General features: G+C 53.4%; 23 protein-coding genes. 18 read left to right on the top strand and 5 right to left on the bottom strand.

Features of this window, described 5'->3' with window-relative positions:
* Positions 1-1,565 (top strand): beta strand repeat-containing protein (locus NMK_RS18540; protein WP_181376273.1); only part of this gene is annotated, 1,565 nt, incomplete at its 5' end.
* 10 nt (positions 1,566-1,575) lie between these two features.
* Here NMK_RS18540 and NMK_RS12365 read toward each other — a convergent pair.
* Positions 1,576-2,334, bottom strand: a complete 759-nt coding sequence (locus tag NMK_RS12365) for a hypothetical protein (protein WP_109016078.1) — start codon at positions 2,332-2,334, stop codon at positions 1,576-1,578.
* Positions 2,331-2,819 (bottom strand): hypothetical protein, encoded by a 489-nt coding sequence (locus tag NMK_RS12360; RefSeq protein WP_109016077.1) that lies wholly within the window; start codon positions 2,817-2,819, stop codon positions 2,331-2,333. The genes NMK_RS12365 and NMK_RS12360 overlap by 4 nt, the downstream gene beginning before the upstream one ends.
* Before the next feature lie 295 nt (positions 2,820-3,114).
* On the opposite strand from NMK_RS12360, the gene NMK_RS12355 reads away from it, so the two are divergent.
* The 8 genes from NMK_RS12355 to NMK_RS12320 all read left to right on the top strand — a co-directional run bounded on the left by NMK_RS12355 (position 3,115) and on the right by NMK_RS12320 (position 7,567).
* Positions 3,115-4,449 carry a hypothetical protein gene (locus NMK_RS12355; RefSeq protein ID WP_109016076.1) on the top strand — a complete coding sequence of 445 codons (1,335 nt, stop codon included), beginning with the start codon at positions 3,115-3,117 and terminating at the stop codon, positions 4,447-4,449.
* A gap of 45 nt (positions 4,450-4,494) precedes the next feature.
* On the top strand, positions 4,495-4,689 hold the full coding sequence (locus tag NMK_RS12350) for a hypothetical protein (RefSeq protein WP_146187203.1): 195 nt from the start codon (positions 4,495-4,497) through the stop codon (positions 4,687-4,689).
* Positions 4,690-4,691: 2 nt separating this feature from the next.
* Complete coding sequence (locus NMK_RS12345) at positions 4,692-5,087, top strand: hypothetical protein (protein ID WP_109016074.1); 396 nt, start codon at positions 4,692-4,694, stop codon at positions 5,085-5,087.
* Positions 5,084-5,545, top strand: coding sequence for a hypothetical protein (locus NMK_RS12340; protein WP_109016073.1), 462 nt, complete (start codon positions 5,084-5,086; stop codon positions 5,543-5,545). Before NMK_RS12345 ends, NMK_RS12340 begins: the two co-directional genes overlap by 4 nt.
* 8 nt (positions 5,546-5,553) lie before the next feature.
* Positions 5,554-5,886 (top strand): DUF4884 domain-containing protein, encoded by a 333-nt coding sequence (locus NMK_RS12335; RefSeq protein ID WP_109016072.1) that lies wholly within the window; start codon positions 5,554-5,556, stop codon positions 5,884-5,886.
* A gap of 14 nt (positions 5,887-5,900) precedes the next feature.
* The gene (locus tag NMK_RS12330; protein ID WP_109016071.1) at positions 5,901-6,290 is read left to right on the top strand and encodes a hypothetical protein; all 390 of its coding nucleotides are present in this window, start codon (positions 5,901-5,903) and stop codon (positions 6,288-6,290) included.
* Between the two features lie 68 nt (positions 6,291-6,358).
* Positions 6,359-6,715, top strand: a complete 357-nt coding sequence (locus tag NMK_RS12325) for a hypothetical protein (RefSeq protein ID WP_146187202.1) — start codon at positions 6,359-6,361, stop codon at positions 6,713-6,715.
* A gap of 108 nt (positions 6,716-6,823) precedes the next feature.
* A complete protein-coding gene (locus tag NMK_RS12320) occupies positions 6,824-7,567 on the top strand; it encodes a hypothetical protein (protein ID WP_109016069.1) in 744 nt (247 codons plus the stop codon).
* Between the two features lie 55 nt (positions 7,568-7,622).
* Here the strand turns inward: NMK_RS12320 and NMK_RS12315 are convergent, their stop codons facing one another.
* Positions 7,623-8,000, bottom strand: a complete 378-nt coding sequence (locus NMK_RS12315) for a hypothetical protein (RefSeq protein WP_109016068.1) — start codon at positions 7,998-8,000, stop codon at positions 7,623-7,625.
* Positions 8,001-8,189: 189 nt separating this feature from the next.
* Between NMK_RS12315 and NMK_RS12310 the strand changes: the two genes are divergently transcribed.
* From NMK_RS12310 to NMK_RS12290, 5 genes are read left to right on the top strand one after another with little or no spacing between them, the layout of a single operon-like run.
* Positions 8,190-8,612, top strand: a complete 423-nt coding sequence (locus tag NMK_RS12310; RefSeq protein ID WP_109016067.1) for a hypothetical protein — start codon at positions 8,190-8,192, stop codon at positions 8,610-8,612.
* 40 nt (positions 8,613-8,652) lie between these two features.
* Complete coding sequence (locus tag NMK_RS12305) at positions 8,653-9,300, top strand: hypothetical protein (protein ID WP_109016066.1); 648 nt, start codon at positions 8,653-8,655, stop codon at positions 9,298-9,300.
* Positions 9,301-9,353: 53 nt separating this feature from the next.
* Entirely contained in the window at positions 9,354-10,445 is a 1,092-nt protein-coding gene (locus tag NMK_RS12300) for an RNA ligase family protein (RefSeq protein ID WP_109016065.1), read from the top strand.
* 8 nt (positions 10,446-10,453) lie between these two features.
* Positions 10,454-10,666, top strand: coding sequence for a hypothetical protein (locus tag NMK_RS12295; protein ID WP_109016064.1), 213 nt, complete (start codon positions 10,454-10,456; stop codon positions 10,664-10,666).
* An 18-nt stretch (positions 10,667-10,684) separates the two neighbouring features.
* Positions 10,685-11,542 (top strand): DHH family phosphoesterase, encoded by an 858-nt coding sequence (locus tag NMK_RS12290; RefSeq protein ID WP_109016063.1) that lies wholly within the window; start codon positions 10,685-10,687, stop codon positions 11,540-11,542.
* A gap of 19 nt (positions 11,543-11,561) precedes the next feature.
* On the opposite strand, the gene NMK_RS18325 is transcribed toward NMK_RS12290, so the two are convergent.
* Positions 11,562-11,882 (bottom strand): hypothetical protein, encoded by a 321-nt coding sequence (locus NMK_RS18325; protein ID WP_146187201.1) that lies wholly within the window; start codon positions 11,880-11,882, stop codon positions 11,562-11,564.
* 10 nt (positions 11,883-11,892) lie between these two features.
* On the bottom strand, positions 11,893-12,294 hold the full coding sequence (locus NMK_RS12285) for a hypothetical protein (RefSeq protein ID WP_109016062.1): 402 nt from the start codon (positions 12,292-12,294) through the stop codon (positions 11,893-11,895).
* A 200-nt stretch (positions 12,295-12,494) separates the two neighbouring features.
* Here NMK_RS12285 and NMK_RS12280 point away from each other — a divergent pair, with 200 nt between their 5' ends.
* The 4 genes from NMK_RS12280 (at position 12,495) to NMK_RS12265 (ending at position 16,475) form a co-directional block, all read left to right on the top strand.
* Positions 12,495-13,232, top strand: a complete 738-nt coding sequence (locus NMK_RS12280; RefSeq protein ID WP_109016061.1) for a hypothetical protein — start codon at positions 12,495-12,497, stop codon at positions 13,230-13,232.
* A gap of 63 nt (positions 13,233-13,295) precedes the next feature.
* A complete protein-coding gene (locus tag NMK_RS12275; RefSeq protein WP_109016060.1) occupies positions 13,296-13,919 on the top strand; it encodes a hypothetical protein in 624 nt (207 codons plus the stop codon).
* Between the two features lie 53 nt (positions 13,920-13,972).
* Positions 13,973-14,422 carry a hypothetical protein gene (locus NMK_RS12270; protein ID WP_146187200.1) on the top strand — a complete coding sequence of 150 codons (450 nt, stop codon included), beginning with the start codon at positions 13,973-13,975 and terminating at the stop codon, positions 14,420-14,422.
* Positions 14,423-14,588: 166 nt separating this feature from the next.
* Positions 14,589-16,475 carry an RNB domain-containing ribonuclease gene (locus NMK_RS12265; protein WP_181376272.1) on the top strand — a complete coding sequence of 629 codons (1,887 nt, stop codon included), beginning with the start codon at positions 14,589-14,591 and terminating at the stop codon, positions 16,473-16,475.
* The last annotated feature ends 159 nt before the right edge of the window (positions 16,476-16,634 follow it).

The following is a 16,634-nucleotide window of genomic DNA, read 5'->3' as shown; positions in this document are numbered from 1 at the left end:
CCGCGCTTGGCTTGAGCGGTACTGGCTCAACGACTGGCGTCAACATCTACAATACCGCCGGTTCCGCGGTGAATGCCTTCCTCGGCTACGACAACACCAACAGCAAGATGCTGATTAATGTCGCCAACGGTAGCTTCGCCATCAAGACGGGTGGCTCTGAACGCTTCAATCTGGGCACCGACGGCACGGTCACGGTCAACGGCGCCGTGTTCCTAGATGCCAGCAAGAATGTGACGGCGAATGGTGGTTCATTCTCCGGCGTAGTGAATGCGGGCGGCGGCCTCCAGGTCGGCGGCACAACGGTGATTGACACCAGCCGCAACATCGCTGGCGTCAACAATATCACCGCTGCCGGTAATGCAACCATCACCGGAACCGCAAACGTCGGCTCACTTCAGATTGGCGGAACGACGGCCATCGATGGCAGCCGTAATGGCTCCCTGACGACGCTGGTGACCTCTGGCGGCATCACGGCCAACGGCGGCATCAACACTTCGACGCTGACTGCGACGGGCCAGATTGTGGCTCCGGCTGGGTCCACGACCTCGCCTTCGTACACCTTCACGGGTAGCTCGACCACAGGGTTGTATTCGCCATCGGCTAATACGCTTGGCTTGGTCGCTGGTGGTACGCAAGTCCTGAGTGCGACCTCGAGCGGTGTCAACTTGCCCGCGGGCTTGAATGTTTCTGGCGGCAACCTGGTGCTGTCTGGACCGAACGTCACCGGCACGCTAGCTGCGCGTCCGGCAGCAGGTGTGGCGAACCGTGTTTATGTCACGACGGATACCGATGAAATCTATCGCGATACCGGCGCGGCATGGGTTCGTGTTGGCGGCGCAACAAGTCTTTCGGGTATGAGTGACTGGGGGGTGGTGAGCCCTACCAATGGTCAAGCCTTGGTCTACAACTCGGCAACTGGCAAGTGGACTAACGGGCTGACCCTGCAAGCTAATGCGACAGGCTTCAGTGTTGCTGGTGGCACTACGAGTAAGACGCTGCAGGTCAACAATACCATTGCCCTGGCTGGCACCGACGGCACGACGATGACGTTCCCGAGCACGTCGGCGACGGTCGCGCGTACCGATGCGGCTCAGACCTTCAGCGGCCTGCAGACGTTCTCCGGCGGGGTGGCTGTGACTGGCGGCAACGTCACGGTCACCAACGACTTGAGTGCGCGTACGTTGGATATGTCTTATGTGGCTACGGCAGGCGCAAGCTGCTCTGGATTCTCCAGTGGCGCTATTGCAAATTCCAGCACGGGAGCAGTCTTGTCGTGCCAGGCGGGGGTATGGGCGATGGGTTCCAGCACCTCGTTGCATGCCATCGGCTTGGATTTCATCTCCAGATTCGGTATCTGGGGCGTTCCTGCAAATGGTTTCGTTAACGTTTACACTTCAACTAGTGCGTGTGGAGCTGGTATTAATTACCCGGCCTACCCCACTTGCCCCGCAGGCTACACACTGCAAGGTAATAAACAAGCTTCTGCCACCTGCACTTACACCGTCAGTGGGTTTCAGGCGAACGGGTATTATGCGTCATCATACACTTCGTGCCTGATTAACTAGTCCTTCAGGCCTACCTGGTACGCAGCAACAGTACGGCCTTATCCAGCAATCCCCCGATGAACACAGCTTCGTCGGGGGATTGCTTTATGCAGGTGGTCACTGAGGCCTTTTGTTCGACCGGGGTCGCTGAGTGCCACTCAGGGACTTCTGTTTTCGGCGTAAAATCAGGTGCCGTTTGTTCTGCAGTTGGCCACGCACCAATCGCTCCAGACTCAGACTCCCAGCCCACGATACCCTGCCATGCCAGGGTTATGCTGGATTCCGGCTGGAAGCCATTCTCCCCATTAAATCCATTGACCTGAATATCCAATGTGACGGGTTCTCGACCCAGTTCCGCGCCTATGACCCCTTGGCCGGGCGCAGTTGAGTGTGCTTTCACGTAACTGAACTGCTTACCTGTATGGTATCCCGCCGGGGAGCCCAAGGGAGCAGATAAGGGGAGCGGGCCAATCGCGCCAGGGTTGAATGCTGCACGAAGAGCTTGGCCAAACCTTTGAAGGCTAGATGCAGGTAGTGTGGCCATATAGAGGTCTTCGACCTTCCCGCCCAGAAGAGGGGTGACGGGTAGGCGAGGTAAAACCTTGAGACCCGGAACGTCGAGCTTGGACCAATCGGCAGACTTCCCTATCGGTGCAATCGTCAGGACATAGGCTTCATAAGCTGGCCACTCCTGATTGATGCTATCCATAGGATTGATGGGCGTGCAATCCGCGGCCAGCGCGGAAGATGCAAATAATCCGGACAGCGCCGCCATAAGTGTACGGTTCATACAATTCCCTTGGCCTGGGCGTGTAGATTTTTGGAGGCATGCACCGAAAGCTTGATGGCTGATTCAATGCACTGGCCGGCCTCACGCATCGCCGCTTTCCGTCCGTTAGCATCCAAGGTCCAACCAAGGACGACCACCCTGACAGGAATCAGCTCGGCATTGCCATGAATCTGCGGTTGTCGGCCCAATTCAAAGGCGAATGACGCGCAGGATACGGGTAGGGAGAGCGTAGTGGTCTGCCACTTGGGGTCCACTCCCCAAGGGGCAAAGGGCGCCACATCAATTTGAGGAGGCGACATGAAATAGGGTGGGCCGACATAAATAATCGAATCGAGCTTTGCCAAGGCAACTTGCGGAATTTGAATGGTGAGCGCCTCTGCCGTCGCAATGTCGTACGAGGTTTTTGCAAACGCCAAGAGGCTGACGCAGCCCATTGCAGCCAATATCGACAGCAGTGCATTACGAATGCTAAGCAATAATTCCATGGTGCGGCCCTTGAATAAGGAATGAGTAAATATACCATAGAATACATATATAAGCAACGCAAGCCAGGGAAGGTAATCAGGCAGCAACCTGAGCGGCTAGCAGGATGCCAGCAAAGAATGTGATGGGGACAGGTACAGCCCCTGCAAGAGTATGGGCGTGCAAAATCTCCTTTGTTAAGTTGACAAAAGTGGTATTTAACAATATACTAGTCCTATCGAATCACTCTTCGACCTCGGCCGCCCTCTATTTTGGCTGAGATAAATCTAACTGTCATCTTGATTTGGAGTTCTATTAATGGACTTGAAAACCGCTAACCGCATTGTGAAGGCGTTGGACGTACACAAGAATCAACGAGCTGCTGCCAAAGCGCTCAAAATGGCTCAAAGCACCTTCAACGGCAAGCTGAAGAAGGCGCGTGAAGTTCTGGCTGAAGCCGGTGTTCCTCATGCGGTGGCGCCGGTCGCTACCGGTGGCCGTAAGCCGATAGATGAGCGCATCGCCGAGCATGTCGAAGTCGCCGAAAATTTGGCAAGCGGTGAAGCCACGGGCGCAGCCAAGGAGGCCATCCTCGAGAACCGCATCCGCACCTTGGAAAATCTGGTTCGCACCTACAAGGACCAGGCGCTGTCTGAGCAGGCTGTCCGTGAAAAGATTTTTGGTATCGCCGCCTACAAGCCCACGATTCCGGACTGGCTGTCCCTGCCGAAGTCGACCAAGGTTCGTGCCTTGCATGCAGCTCCTGGCGTTCCCTTCCTGTTTGGCTCTGACTGGCACTGGGGTGAAGTGGTTAACCCGACCGAAATCGGCGGTGTTAATGAATATAACCTCGTCATCGCCCGTTCTCGCCTGCGTACCCTTATCGAATCCACCATTGAGTTGCTGACCAAGCACATGGTGAACCCGCAGTATCCCGGCATCATCTTCGCGCTGGGTGGCGACATGGTTTCAGGCAATATTCATGAAGAGCTGTCCGAAACCAACGACATGCCCATTATGCCGGTGGTGTTGGACCTGATTGACCACCTGATTGCGGCTATCAATCGCCTCAAGGAAGTCTTTGGTCGCGTGTTCCTGCCCTGTGTTGCCGGTAATCACGGTCGCTTGCACAAGAAGATGCGTGCCAAGGAATCGAATTTCAGCTCCTATGACTGGCTCATCTACCAGACGCTGGACCGCTATTTCGCGGAGGATGAAGACGTTATCTTCTACATCCCGGATGGCTCTGATGCGCTGATTTCCGTCTATGGCCACAAATACCTCATTACCCACGGCAACCAGTTCCGCGGTGGCGACGGCATGATTGGCCCCTTGGGTCCCATTACGCGTGGTGACCACAAGAAGCGTTCCCGTAATGCGCAGATTGGCCAGGAATACGACACGCTCGTGATTGGCCACTTCCACCAGTTGCTGCAAATGCGCCGAATCATCATGAACGGCTCGCTGATTGGCTACAACGAATATGCGCATGCCAATAACTTCGGCTACGAGCCGCCGCAACAGGCTTTGTGGATTACCCATCCTGAGCGCGGTATCACCTTCTCCATGCCGGTTCACCTCGGTGAAGAGCCGGTGCAGAAGGATAACGATGAGCCTTGGGTCGCTTTCTTTGAGGCGAAGAAGGTAGCCTAGGTGGTGCCTGCGGGGGTTAACAGCCCCCGCTTGATGGTAACGGATATGACCACAGCTAAGATTGAACCATACCTGCCGGTGTACGCTCGAGGCGCTAACAAGCTTCTGCGTTATGAGGAGCGCCCTTTTGTGTGCCGGGCAGGTAAGCGTGGTATTGAGCGCGTAGCCATTTTCCTCGACAAGAACAAAACCGTTCAGGTGATGACCGCCCAGGTTATCTGGCTGGACCAGCCAATGTAGTGATGTTACTTCGCAAAATTGCTCCTCTGTTGCTTGGGTTGATGGTTACCTCGGTCAATGCCGACCTGTTGTGGGACGGCATCATCGAAGCCCAGGCAGCAAGGGTGCCGTCTGGCAAGTGGAAGACTTGTAAGTTGGGTAGCCATCAAAACCCAGACGACTCCATCCTGGATGGGCTGCACTGCTACAAGGACAACGCCTGGTTTCCAACTCGAGCAGGGATGCCCGTTGAGGTGGATTTGCAGACGTTGCTCGATATGCAGGCTATTGCCGCGCCGCCTGGTTATCGCCGGCAGGCCGTTGGCGCGATTCCCTTGAAGGGTAAGGCCGCTGAGTCTCCTGGCGTTGTCGGGATTGCCTATAAGCTCGTAAGAATAGAAGCGCAGAGGAAGAAATGACAGACAAAGAAACGTTTCTGTACGACAAACTTATTAGACGCGACAGTTTTGATAAGACGGTCATTATAACCGAACGGATTGTTACCACCATTCATGCATCGCAACCGGTGTTGGTCATCGATTGCGGCGTCAATTATCGGAAGTTATGCGAGCTGTTTGGAGGCTGTTACATCATCCAGCATGAGCATCGTGTGGCCACTGAAATCAAGTATGGAAGTACACCCTTCATTGTTTACGACTTGTCGAACATAAGGGACCCGATTGAGGTCCTGAACCAACCAGAACTCATTCCGATGCCTTATGTTCCGGATGGACTGGTGGTAGTTGATGATGCGCTGCAGAGTTGCGCCAAGTTTTCGTTGCTACCAGCGATTGTCCGGGGTTATGCCGTGCTTGGGGCAAGGGTACTCATTTCCGCAAATGAAGAGCGCGATTTGGCGCAATTCAACTCCTACTAGGAACACAAATGACCAAACTCTCATTGGTGATATGTCTCGTGAGCATTACCCTCACAGGGTGCAACAACGTCGAGAAACTGACCTATAACAATCTGCCTGAAGCGTTGGCGGACTGTAGCTTTTTCAGCCTTGAAGGAGCTTATGGGCATTCCATGAAGGTCGCCCGTTGCCCCAATAGCACAACGTCGACAGAGTACCCCAATGGGAATGCAACAGGAAACGCTATGTTGCGTGATGGCGGCCAGCCAGGTGATGCTCCTGCCGTATTGAGTTATCACGGACATAGCTACATCCGGGTCGACGTTCTCAACCAAAAGCTAATCTCAAAACAACCAAAATAGGAAGGAAGAGGAAAATGAAAAAGTATTACCTAGCGATGCTGATGGCAGGGATGTTCTCGATGAATGCGATGGCTGCACAGGTAGTTCCGGTCAAGGTTACACGCGATGGCCCCGCGCCGGCACAAAGCCAAATTGTGAAGCGTGAAATGGTCCAGGAAGCCGGACGTATTGTTTTCCTGGCCACGTACACCAAGGGGGACCGTGTTTGCCGTGAATATGTGGCATCAACTACCGAAAGCATCCTCAAGGACGCGCGCTCCGTTGAGGTTAAGTTGGGCGCGTATTGCGCCTCCCCTGCCGTAAAAGAGGGTGAGCCGTATCCAAGGGGATTGCGTGAAGTGAAGTGGTTTGAACTGCCCAATAAAGATATTGGCATTGAAATGCTAACTATCGACGAACAATGAGCAATGGCGCGGCAAGCCGCGCTATACATCAGTATCAACCCACCCATTAACCTTACTTAAGGACTTACATGCAAGTTAAGATGATTGACGGCGCTATCGTGATTGAACCAACCAAGGTAGCTGGCTTGTCGCCGCAAAATTTCGAAGACAAGCCTTTGACCGTCGAAACAGAGCCGGCTTTCTATGTTGCACTTGGCGCCAATGGCCTGATGGAGCGCTCGGTCTCGGTGACCGTCGTCGACCGCAAGACCGTTGCTGCCCTGGTTGGCAACTGGATTGCCGAAGGCTACCAGCCTGTTCCTTGTGACCTCAAGGCGTATGCCCGTCACGTACGCAACCTGGTCGCTGCAAACAAGCCAGCGAAGGTTGAAACTGAAACTCAGCCGGCCGGCAACCCGGAAAGCGGTTCTAACGAAGAAATCTAGCAATTAAACGCTGGTGAATAAAGCCCGTCATTTGACGGGCTTTTTGTTTGTTTGGTTGACAAATGTGCATTTAATGGTATATTATATTTGCTCACACAGGAGCATATAATGAAAACAGAATTTGAAGCACTGTCGATTGCGGTCAAGAATAGTGAGCCTCGTCGCCGCGAAATGGGTTTAGCCTTAGCACGTCTTGGTGTGCTGGTGCTGGTTGGCACACTGCTCAAGGTAGGCTATAGCGCGATTCCGCCAAGTTTCTTTATCCTGATGGGCCTCGGACTACATAGATTCTATGCGTTTTTCATGGAGCGATTGGCATGGCCGCTGCTCCTTGGTGAAGTCGCAGCGCTAATGTGGCTGGTGAAAGAGGCCATGGTTATCCAGGAGCTTCGCAAATATCATGAAGAAAACCCGAATATTGACCGGACTGAGTCAAATGTTTGGTTGCGGAGGGGCCGTCAATTCTGGGCGGTAACGGTTAGCGCCAACTGTGCGCTTTGGATATTCGTCGGAGCCTGCGGGAACGAATTTACTACCGAAGGGTTTGTGTCGACCTTGGGAATGTGTGTTATTGCCATCTGTGTTGGCGGATTCCTCTACTTCCATGAAATCAACGATATTTACTCGCCGATTAAAACCGCAAGGGAAAATCCCAAGGATAATATGAAGTGTGCGCGAAATGCGGGGTACGACTATGGCCGCTTCCGTGATGATTTGCCTGGGGCTGAGGTAATGGCTAAATATGAGGGCGTCTTCCATGCGCCATTTATGGAAGGCTTCGAGCATGGGAGCCAGATGCGTAAGACGCTAAGGGCGAAGGGATTCGACGTCGACAATCGTGGCGACGCCTAGCCGGGCCCTAGTAAGAGTAAAGCCGGCTAATTGCCGGCTTTTTTATTGGCCATTCTCATACAATTTTACAAGGCACCATGGCGTCTTCATCGACTTTATAGACGGCGCAGATGCGATGGTAGCCGTCCGCAATCACCACCTTACCCAAGGACCGGTCTCGAACTAGTAGGATGGGAGACAAGGGCGTTCCGGCCGCAATTTTTTTGATGTTTTTTGATACATGGGAGTTGCTCACGCCTAATAGGGATAGGCCCGATGCTCGGAAGATATCCTTGGCCTTGAACGCAGTGACGGGTGCGGTGCGCAATAGGGTGCTGTGGCGTACCACATGCGTCTCATCATAGATGAGCGCCAGGTAGGAGGCTGCTGCGGGGTAATCGTGTTCTTCAGGCTCGGTAAGCCAATGGATTTCAGGGGACACAGCTTTGCTCATGAATCGCTCCTATTCGTTGCTTCAAGTGGACAAATGTGCTGCTTGACTAAAATAATATAGCGTTATATGCTAAAATTGTCCACAAACGCAAAGATTGTTTTCATATAAAAGGAAGAAAATGAACTTCGAAGATGTAATCTGTAGCGTGATGGTTAATGACCGTAGTCAATCAACCTTGAAGGGTATCTAATGTCGGATTGGCTGAAAAATGTTCTTATTGACGCTGATGCCTCAGAGTCTGCCGCGCCTAGTAAGTTAAATGCGGTCTTCATTGGCCTCCTGGTGTTCTTTGGTATTTTTGCCGTCATGACACCGCAGGAAGAGTTTTCATGCGACGACCCAAGGCCGTTGTTTGTTTCACCAGGTGAGTCCACTTCAGGCCATTTGTCCTACTGTTTGTTTAGGGAGACCTTGCAGTCACCGAGAGGGATTGTTCGGCGCCCTGATGTGAACACCGGTGAATGTTATCCATCCAAGGACCTGGCTGAACAGGCGCGTGTCGCCAGGGCTGCTGCTGACACCAAGATGTTGCAGCACTGTATTGCCACCATCCCGACGCCGCCAGAGGCGACGTGGAGACATATCAAGGCGTTTTTTGCGAAATTTCAGTAAAGCGCTATACGGAAATTCATAGCAATCCAACTGAGTTTCCATGAAGAATACACATCAGGAATCGTTGCTGGACTCCTCCCGAAAGGCTGCCAAATCATCGGCAGCCAATCCACTTCTTGAAGGGGTTGTCGTCAGCACGCATTACTCCGACGGCTCTGAGCTGTCATTCTGCGACGCCATCAAAATGAAGCTTGGCGCTCAATGGGTACGCATCCATTGGGAGCACCCGCGTAAGGTCTGGTTGGACAGGACGGAAGCCCTCGCCTATGACATGGCGTTGGATGAGTTCCCGAATCACTCCTCGGATTTTGAGGTTCGCCCAATCCATACCAAGGTTGGCCGGAGCAGAAAAAAGGTTAGCCGATGGCAAGTGGTTGGCGAGCCTGAGGATGGATTTTATCCACGCTTCCTGGAGCTGCAGAAGGTATGCCTCGAGGCCGCAAACTTCGAAATACTACCTAGTCTGCATGTTACACAGCATGATGACGGGCGCTGGGTCACCATCGTTTGCCCGGTTGAAATTCGAACGCCAGATGAAGCGCTCTCATTTGCGCATCTTGTTCGCCGGTTTCTTCTTCAGCCAGGACTCTTCGAAGCGACATTTGCAGGGTACGCCTACGACCGAGTGACCTTCGACCGCGAGCGTGAATTCATTGTTAAGGCTGGTTTTGACGACGTAAAGCAGTAGCGCATTTTATCAATATATGGTATATTTAAGCATTCGTAATTAAGTACCTAATCATGCGAAAATTTCCAGCCATTGAACAGCTGCGGCACGTCGTGGCTGCAGTTAACCATCGAGCCACCTATATCGGTCAAGATGCCGAAGGTAACCCTGTCTACGACGATAGCCGTTGTCGACCAAAATTGACCTTCACGGGCACGGTCAAGCTTCATGGCAGCAACGCAGGTGTTGAGTACAATCTCAAGACCGGTCAACTGGTTCCCCAAAGTCGCGAGCGTGTTCTGACGGTCGCTGAAGATAACCATGGCTTTGCTCGCTGGACCGAGTCCTTAGCGGGTAAGGAAGCGCTGGTCGAACTGGGTAAGGCGATTGTCCTGTGCCATCGGCATGAAGAGCCCAATCTACCCCGGGTATTGCGAGACCAGGATGTGTCGCGGTACGTCGCCTATGGGGAGTGGTGTGGCCCAGACGTGAACGCGAAGACAGCCATTGGTCAGCTGCCGGAGCGATGGGTCTTGTTCTCGGTGTTGATGGAGTATGCCGACGGAACTGAAATATGGCTGGATATGCATAGGTTTGGCGCGCTCTGGAGCACACGCAATCTATGGTCAACTGGCAATGCTGAGGGCATTGATGTCATCACCAATTTCAAGACCTACGGCATCACCATCGATTTCAATAAACCCGCCGAAATCCTCGATGTCTTGGAACAGTTTACCCTCCAGGTCGAAGACCGGTGCCCGGTCGCCGCGGCGCTAGGGCTGGAAGGCATGGGGGAGGGAATTGTCTGGGAATGCCGGGACCCGCTTTACGGTCATCTGAAATTCAAAACCAAGGGACTGAAGCACAAAGGGACGCGCAACTCCAAGCTTGTCGATATCGCTCCTGAAGTGTTGGCTGGCCGTGAAGCATTCACGATGGCTGTGCTCACTGAGAGTCGGTTGGAGCAAGGCCTGGCGGAACTGCGGCAGCGGGTCGGGAAAGTGACTATGGACCATGTCGGTGAGTTCCTCAAGTGGGTTGGCCAGGATGTCATCAAGGAAGAGAGTGACACCTTGGCCGCAAGCGGGCTAACCCGCCAGGACGTGATGTCCACGATTAATCGGCGTGCCAAAGATTGGTTGATGCCTCAATTAGCACAAATATAGGAGTAGTTATGGTGGACCTTCGAATTGCAGTCATCCCAACCCGCGTGAAAGCAAGCCATATGAAATCCAATGGCGAGGTGGTGTATGAGTGGAAGACCGTTATTGTGAGGAAGATTCAACAGCGGGACCAGCAAGGGAATTGGCATACGATTCCTGAGGTTGAGATGCCCCTTGATGATGCCGAAGAGCAGGAAGAGCTAGCAAGGATGCGCAAGCCTTAAGGCCACGCGGACAACGGTATGAGCGACAAACCCATCATCATCTATCACTCACCCTGCCCGGATGGGTTTGGTGCGGCCTATGCTGCTTGGCGTAAGTTTGGCTATGACGCTGAATATGTGCCCGCGGACCATGACGCCTATCCCGTGCTGGATGTTAAGGGACGGGATGTATTCATCCTCGATTTCAGTTTTCCGGTTTCAATGATGGAAGCGATGCATGCCTCAGCGCGTCGTGTGGTAACGATTGACCACCATAAGACTGCACAGGAATCTCTCGCGGGCTTCCCTGATGTGAAATTCGATTTGACGAAGAGTGGGGCGAGACTGGCGTGGGAATACTTTCACCCAGGTACTCCTGTGCCATATCTAATTCAAGCGATTGAAGACCGGGATATTTGGGTGTGGCGGCTTCCTGACTCAAGAGAATTCCTGTCACATCTGGATACGCTGCCATTCAGCTTTGAGGTCTGGGACCAGATTGCCAGTCAAGAAAAGGCTGAGCTTGATGAATTTATCGCGGCCGGGGCGTTGATGGTTCAGAAGTTCGAAAGCTTGGCTGACACGTTGGCGGCGGATGCCGAGCCTGTGACATTATTTGGTGTCGAAGGTCACAAGGTTAATTGCAGCTACCTGTTCTCGAATGATGTGGGAGTTCGCCTATATTCCAAGAGCAATAGCTTTGCGATGGTCTGGTGGCTGGAGCCCGGCATGCTGAGAGTGAGCCTTCGGGCTAAAAAGGGCGGGCTGGATGTGTCTGCGTTCGCTAAGCGGTTTGGCGGGGGAGGGCATCCTGGGTCAGCTGCTTTCCGGTTTAAGCTTGGAACACCTGAATGCGTTGACTTCATGAATCGGTATATTTTTGCGGCTGGCCAATAACAGCAGCGATAACGGGCCATTAGTGCCCGTTTTTCATATCACTCAACGGAATGAGTGTAACGGTTCCATCCGGGCATTCAAATCTTCGAAAAGTTGCCTTGATTTCTATGCCGGAGCCAGGGGCGCCGACGATGGAAGGTACGAAGCGTTGAACCGGGGCAACCCGGACATCCCCGATATACTTACAACTACGTCCGACCAGGTCTGCCTGGCGGTCATGCCGAATACGGCCAAATACCAAATCGCCGTCCGCATAAATTCCAGCAATCGTTACCCCAAACAAAAACGCCCAGGTCATATAAACCAAGGCGTTTGTGCTGTGTGAGGCTGGCTCACTCATGACTGACCGACTACAGGGTGCGGTGGATGGTCAGGATGGGGCGGGTCGGGTCAGCTGCGACCGACAGCGTATCATCGCTATCCGAATCAAGAGTGAAGTGCTGTTCAGCATGCACCTTGGCCGGTGGAAGTGTCACGCTCTTGGCGGGGCCTTCCTTGGAGTTCTTGATAGCCACGTAGCGTGCATCATCCATGAGCAGTCGACCAACAACCTTGTCACCACCGTCGTTGCAGCGGAGAACAACGGCTGCGCGGTGGGAGGTGTTCGGCCAGTCATTAGACTCAATACGCGTCGGCGTGGAGGAGCAGGTAACCGTCACCGGCGCCTCATCGAACAGGGTTACTTCCAGTACAGGGGCGGCAAAAGCCGGAATGGCCAGGGTGGCCAGAGCAAAAGCTAAAATACTACGCATGTTTTCCTTGCTGATTGTTTATGTTGGATTAAATACCGCAGATAGCTATTACCTGCAAGTTAAGAAGTATAATTGAGTATAAATCCAAAATGTTAACAAAGTGTTACCTTAGGCGCAGTAAATGGAATTGATATATCTAAAATTGACAAATTAGCTACAAAATGTTAAGTTAATGACTATTCAATTCAAGCGCAAAAAACATGCAAATTACTGAGACCAAAACTGTTACTGAAACCAAGGAAATCTACGTTGCACCTTGCTTGAAATGCGGTAGCGCAGATATCAAGTTGTGGGATTGTGGCTACACCGAAGGTAATGTGGGAGGAGGGGTTTGTAAAGAATGCGGCCACGAAGGGAAGCAGGGCTGGATAGGTAGTAGCCCCTCTAAGGAGCAGCTCGCAGGTATCTGGAATGCTGCTAACGATATCGACACCTTAATCACCGCAGAGAATACCAAGATTGAAGCCAGTCGGCGGACTATCACTGAGTTGGAATCGCTTCGTCGTGAGCGTGCAGATGCCGCCGCAAGAAAGGGTAATCTCGGGGCAAAGCTTCAGCACGTGCAAAGACTCAAGGAGGAGGGCGCGGCTCTGGCTGAAAAAGCCAATGATGCTGCACAGGAGGCGGTTGAGCTTCAACGGGCGACGGAGGTTGAGGCGTTTTTTGAATCCTTTAAGCTCAGTGTCACTCTAAGTATTGAGCGGGGAGAGCTTCCAAAGCCATACGCGCTGGAAGAGGGTGAGGCCTATCAGCATCTCGGCGCATGGGATAGCGGCATGGTTGCCAAGCTCAATACAGGTCAGTCCAAGTACTCTCCGCAATGGAAGGCTCTGATTGATTGGGGTGCTGGAAACGGGTTGAAAGTTGACTGTCTCTACACCTGGGATGGAGGTGGCACCCGGAGCTGGCATGTCTTGACTGTAAAGCCGATGCCGTAGCGTAAAACTTGCAAAAACAAGCATTAAACGGTATACTAGCGATTCTTCTCCTGAGGAATCGCTATGCAACTCCAACCTACGCCGGCGGCGAATTGCGCCGGTGTCTTTCATGCTCATTTTACGCTCCAAGATGGCGCAGTAGCAAACCTTGAGGACCTTCCCTCTGGAACCAAAGTCACGTTGATAGACCTCGAACGAGATACGGCCCGTCAGCGTGATGTTATGTTGACGCGCTATTACCGCGGCGGCCTTGAGGTGAGGGAAAGTATCTTGCAGGCTGTAAAGCGGGATGTCGGCAGGATGGCAGAGGCCTCAGGGGTGCCTGTGATACGGGCTAAATTGGAATTCATGGGTCAGTTTGATTGCGAATTGACGCCGCTGAACTATCTGGAGGCCCATATCAAATGCCAAATTCCGGAGGGATTGTTCCTTCAGGAGCGTGAAAAGCTAGCGCAGCTAGGAGTGCAATATGACTTTCGCCTCTCCAGTAATCCGCGCGAGCGGAAAGCAGGCGTGGTCGCGCAGTTTGCCAATATTCGTGTTCGAACTGGCGCCGCCAATGCCGCGCGTGAGCGTATTTCTCGACTTACCGAGGTCTTGAAGACATCTGGGTTCGATGTCGCGGGCGTTCATGTGGAGTTGAATGTGTGGGACTCCAATGTGCAGCGGGATGCCTGGTGGGCGTAACCCAACTTAACAAGACCAAAAGTTAACAAACGAAAATTAACCGTATACTAGATATGAAAGATTTTCCAAGTTATATGCGTTCTGTATCTGATAGCTTGCCTGTATTGTTTGTGTCTGCCTTGATGTATCACATCAGTCGGTTGCTCACCCTGAGGCATGATGGCACGGGATTGCCAGCGTCGAACAGTCGCTATATCTGGATACTCCTCGGTATTTATCTTTTCATGTCGCAACTGACCTTCTGGGCCGACCATGGCGAGGTATCCCTTGTTGGGGTTGTCGTTGAGCTTATTCCCCTGTTTATTCTCCGTACGCTATTGGGCTACGTGAAAAAGCTAAGGGCATTTTCCGGCTACCTGCTTATTGGTATTGGCATCCAGTCGCTTTTCCTGCTGATGATGGCTCTTGGCGGTCATGGTGGCCATGAGGTCGATTTCTTTATGAATACATGGTGCTTTCTAGCGTACATGCGATTGCTGCTGCGCTTGCCCAAAGAAGAATAGGATTTTATTAATGATTCGTCGTAAATTTGATAGCTGCCCTGTTGTTGAGCAGCTCATTTCTAAGGCAGTAGCCTTAGTCCCAGGGGCCCGCCCACAAGAGATGCCCTCCAAAAAAACGGAATTACCTAAAGGCCGGGTCAACTTGCATTACCGTGGATTCGGTTTTGTGACCACCGCAGAAGGTGACGCCTTTTACATCCCCTCCGACCTCGTGCGCCCGTTGCTCTCTGGCGATGAAATTCGATTTGTGCCTGCCCCGGTTAATCCTGAAGCTGATGGCCGAGAAGTTAAGGCTGTCGTGTCAGTGCGTCGTGAGGCCTTCCTGCTGCTGGGTGAGGTGAAGAAGGAAGCGGATGGAGCCTGGTACCTTCGGTCTGACGAGCCGTGCTTCACCCGATTATTCCTCCAAGAGCACGATGTGCGCGCCCATGGCGTCGATGATGGTGATGTAGTGGCTGTAGAAATTTCTGCGTATGAAGGCCAGCCTGTGTCACGCCCTCTTGAAGTGGAAATCGAACGAGTCCTAGGTGACCGCAATCGCGATGGCTTCGCCCAGGATTACGCACTTGTTAAGCATGGTTTCCAGTCGACTTTCACGGAAAGTGTCATGGCGGAAGCTGAAGCGCTTCAGGCGGAGGCTGGCGGCGAGCCTATAGGCCATTGCGACCTTCCGTTCGTCACGATTGACGGTGAAAGCACTCGTGACTTTGATGACGCGGTGTATGCCGAGGCTATTGAAGGTGGCTGGGATGTGCGCGTCGCTATCGCAGATGTTTCCTATTATGTCCGACCGGGTAGCGCGCTCGATGCTTGGGCGGCGGAACGATGCACTTCAGTGTATCTGCCAGGCCGTACCGTGCCAATGCTGCCTGAGGCGCTGTCAACGGACCGGTGTTCCCTGACTCCCGGAGATGTCAAACGCGCGGTAATCCTGCAATGTAAGCTGTCAGAGGCGGGAGAGGTGAGCGAGGCTCGCATTGAGCGTGCCCTCATCCAATCTGCCGCACGACTCACCTACAACGAAGTCGCGTCCTACATGGCGGACGAAGGGCAGCGTTTTGCCGCTCCGGTGGAAAAGAATCTCGATGCGCTGGTCGATGTCTACCGTGTGCTGCTCAAGCAACGCGACGAGGCTGGCAAGCTGGACTTTGATGAGCCAGAGCCGAATCTGGAAAAGCTGCCGGATGGCGGCTGGAAGCTGGTATGGGAATCCCGTACCGAGGCGCACAAGCTGGTCGAGGAATTGATGTTGCTGGCCAACCGGGTGACGGCTGAAATGTTGCTCGACCGCTACGGCGCCGCGGTGCTGCGTCACCAGCCTGCGCCGGAGGCGGAGGACTGGCATGATTTGCGCACCTGGGCGCTGACTCAAGACGTCGAGTTGCCAGACGCGCCTAGCATGAAGTCCCTGGCTGGATTCCTGGCAGCACAACCCGATGCGGATAGCCTGGCTGCTGCGTCTCATCGCATTCGCTCCTGTATGCGTCCGGCAAAGTATGTCGTGCTGGACCGTGAGCAGGCTGGCGGCCACTTCTCGTTGTCCTTTGATTGGTACACTCATTTCACAAGCCCCATCCGTCGATATGCCGACCTCCTGGTTCACCGATTGCTGCTGGCGCCTGCGGGATATGAACTCAATGCCGCTGAGATGACGGACCTCGAGCGACGTGTCGCGAAGTGCTCTGAGCGGTCTCAAGCCGCGCGCTTGGCGGAGCGTGGCGTATGGGATGGCCTCAAGTTGCAAAACTTCACGGCTGAAGTGCCGACGGCTACCTCTTTAAAGGCACGGGTGGTACGCATCACGCCCCGTGGTTTGCGAGTCGTTATTCAAGGGTGGCAGTGTGCAGCATGGTTGCCGGCCGGAAGCCTACGTGCAAATGGCTTCAAGCTAGAAGAATCCACATGGTATGGCCCGGGTCGTAATGGCCAAGTGGTCCCGTTAGAAGAAGGTTATCCTATGCAGGTATCCTGGACGCGTGTTGTTCGCGAGCGCCCAGCCTATCCTGAGCTCAATGTTGCTCTGGTCAAGGCGGGAGACAGGTTAGCCGCTTGAGGGCGGCAGTATCAGGACATATTTCACTTAAACGGATTGTAACGCTGACAGGGCTGCTAGCAGCCCTGCTGGCCTGCCCGTCCATCAATCCGCCACCAGAAGTGGTCAGCTCTGCCTCGAAGCCGTTGTCTCTTGCGCTTCATCCAATCCAACATAGCA

The organism is Novimethylophilus kurashikiensis (assembly GCF_003112435.1).
Taxonomy (GTDB): domain Bacteria; phylum Pseudomonadota; class Gammaproteobacteria; order Burkholderiales; family Methylophilaceae; genus Novimethylophilus; species Novimethylophilus kurashikiensis.
Note: the sequence above shows the minus strand (reverse complement) of the source record. Positions and strands in the feature narration are given on the sequence as shown.

Excerpts from the sequence above, each read along its gene's own strand:
- NMK_RS12365 (WP_109016078.1), bottom strand. The coding sequence starts at position 2,334 with ATGAACCGTACACTTATGGCGGCGCTGTCCGGATTATTTGCATCTTCC.
- NMK_RS12360 (WP_109016077.1), bottom strand. The coding sequence starts at position 2,819 with ATGGAATTATTGCTTAGCATTCGTAATGCACTGCTGTCGATATTGGCT.
- NMK_RS12355 (WP_109016076.1), top strand. The coding sequence starts at position 3,115 with ATGGACTTGAAAACCGCTAACCGCATTGTGAAGGCGTTGGACGTACAC.
- NMK_RS12350 (WP_146187203.1), top strand. The coding sequence starts at position 4,495 with ATGACCACAGCTAAGATTGAACCATACCTGCCGGTGTACGCTCGAGGC.
- NMK_RS12345 (WP_109016074.1), top strand. The coding sequence starts at position 4,692 with ATGTTACTTCGCAAAATTGCTCCTCTGTTGCTTGGGTTGATGGTTACC.
- NMK_RS12340 (WP_109016073.1), top strand. The coding sequence starts at position 5,084 with ATGACAGACAAAGAAACGTTTCTGTACGACAAACTTATTAGACGCGAC.
- NMK_RS12335 (WP_109016072.1), top strand. The coding sequence starts at position 5,554 with ATGACCAAACTCTCATTGGTGATATGTCTCGTGAGCATTACCCTCACA.
- NMK_RS12330 (WP_109016071.1), top strand. The coding sequence starts at position 5,901 with ATGAAAAAGTATTACCTAGCGATGCTGATGGCAGGGATGTTCTCGATG.
- NMK_RS12325 (WP_146187202.1), top strand. The coding sequence starts at position 6,359 with ATGCAAGTTAAGATGATTGACGGCGCTATCGTGATTGAACCAACCAAG.
- NMK_RS12320 (WP_109016069.1), top strand. The coding sequence starts at position 6,824 with ATGAAAACAGAATTTGAAGCACTGTCGATTGCGGTCAAGAATAGTGAG.
- NMK_RS12315 (WP_109016068.1), bottom strand. The coding sequence starts at position 8,000 with ATGAGCAAAGCTGTGTCCCCTGAAATCCATTGGCTTACCGAGCCTGAA.
- NMK_RS12310 (WP_109016067.1), top strand. The coding sequence starts at position 8,190 with ATGTCGGATTGGCTGAAAAATGTTCTTATTGACGCTGATGCCTCAGAG.
- NMK_RS12305 (WP_109016066.1), top strand. The coding sequence starts at position 8,653 with ATGAAGAATACACATCAGGAATCGTTGCTGGACTCCTCCCGAAAGGCT.
- NMK_RS12300 (WP_109016065.1), top strand. The coding sequence starts at position 9,354 with ATGCGAAAATTTCCAGCCATTGAACAGCTGCGGCACGTCGTGGCTGCA.
- NMK_RS12295 (WP_109016064.1), top strand. The coding sequence starts at position 10,454 with ATGGTGGACCTTCGAATTGCAGTCATCCCAACCCGCGTGAAAGCAAGC.
- NMK_RS12290 (WP_109016063.1), top strand. The coding sequence starts at position 10,685 with ATGAGCGACAAACCCATCATCATCTATCACTCACCCTGCCCGGATGGG.
- NMK_RS18325 (WP_146187201.1), bottom strand. The coding sequence starts at position 11,882 with ATGAGTGAGCCAGCCTCACACAGCACAAACGCCTTGGTTTATATGACC.
- NMK_RS12285 (WP_109016062.1), bottom strand. The coding sequence starts at position 12,294 with ATGCGTAGTATTTTAGCTTTTGCTCTGGCCACCCTGGCCATTCCGGCT.
- NMK_RS12280 (WP_109016061.1), top strand. The coding sequence starts at position 12,495 with ATGCAAATTACTGAGACCAAAACTGTTACTGAAACCAAGGAAATCTAC.
- NMK_RS12275 (WP_109016060.1), top strand. The coding sequence starts at position 13,296 with ATGCAACTCCAACCTACGCCGGCGGCGAATTGCGCCGGTGTCTTTCAT.
- NMK_RS12270 (WP_146187200.1), top strand. The coding sequence starts at position 13,973 with ATGAAAGATTTTCCAAGTTATATGCGTTCTGTATCTGATAGCTTGCCT.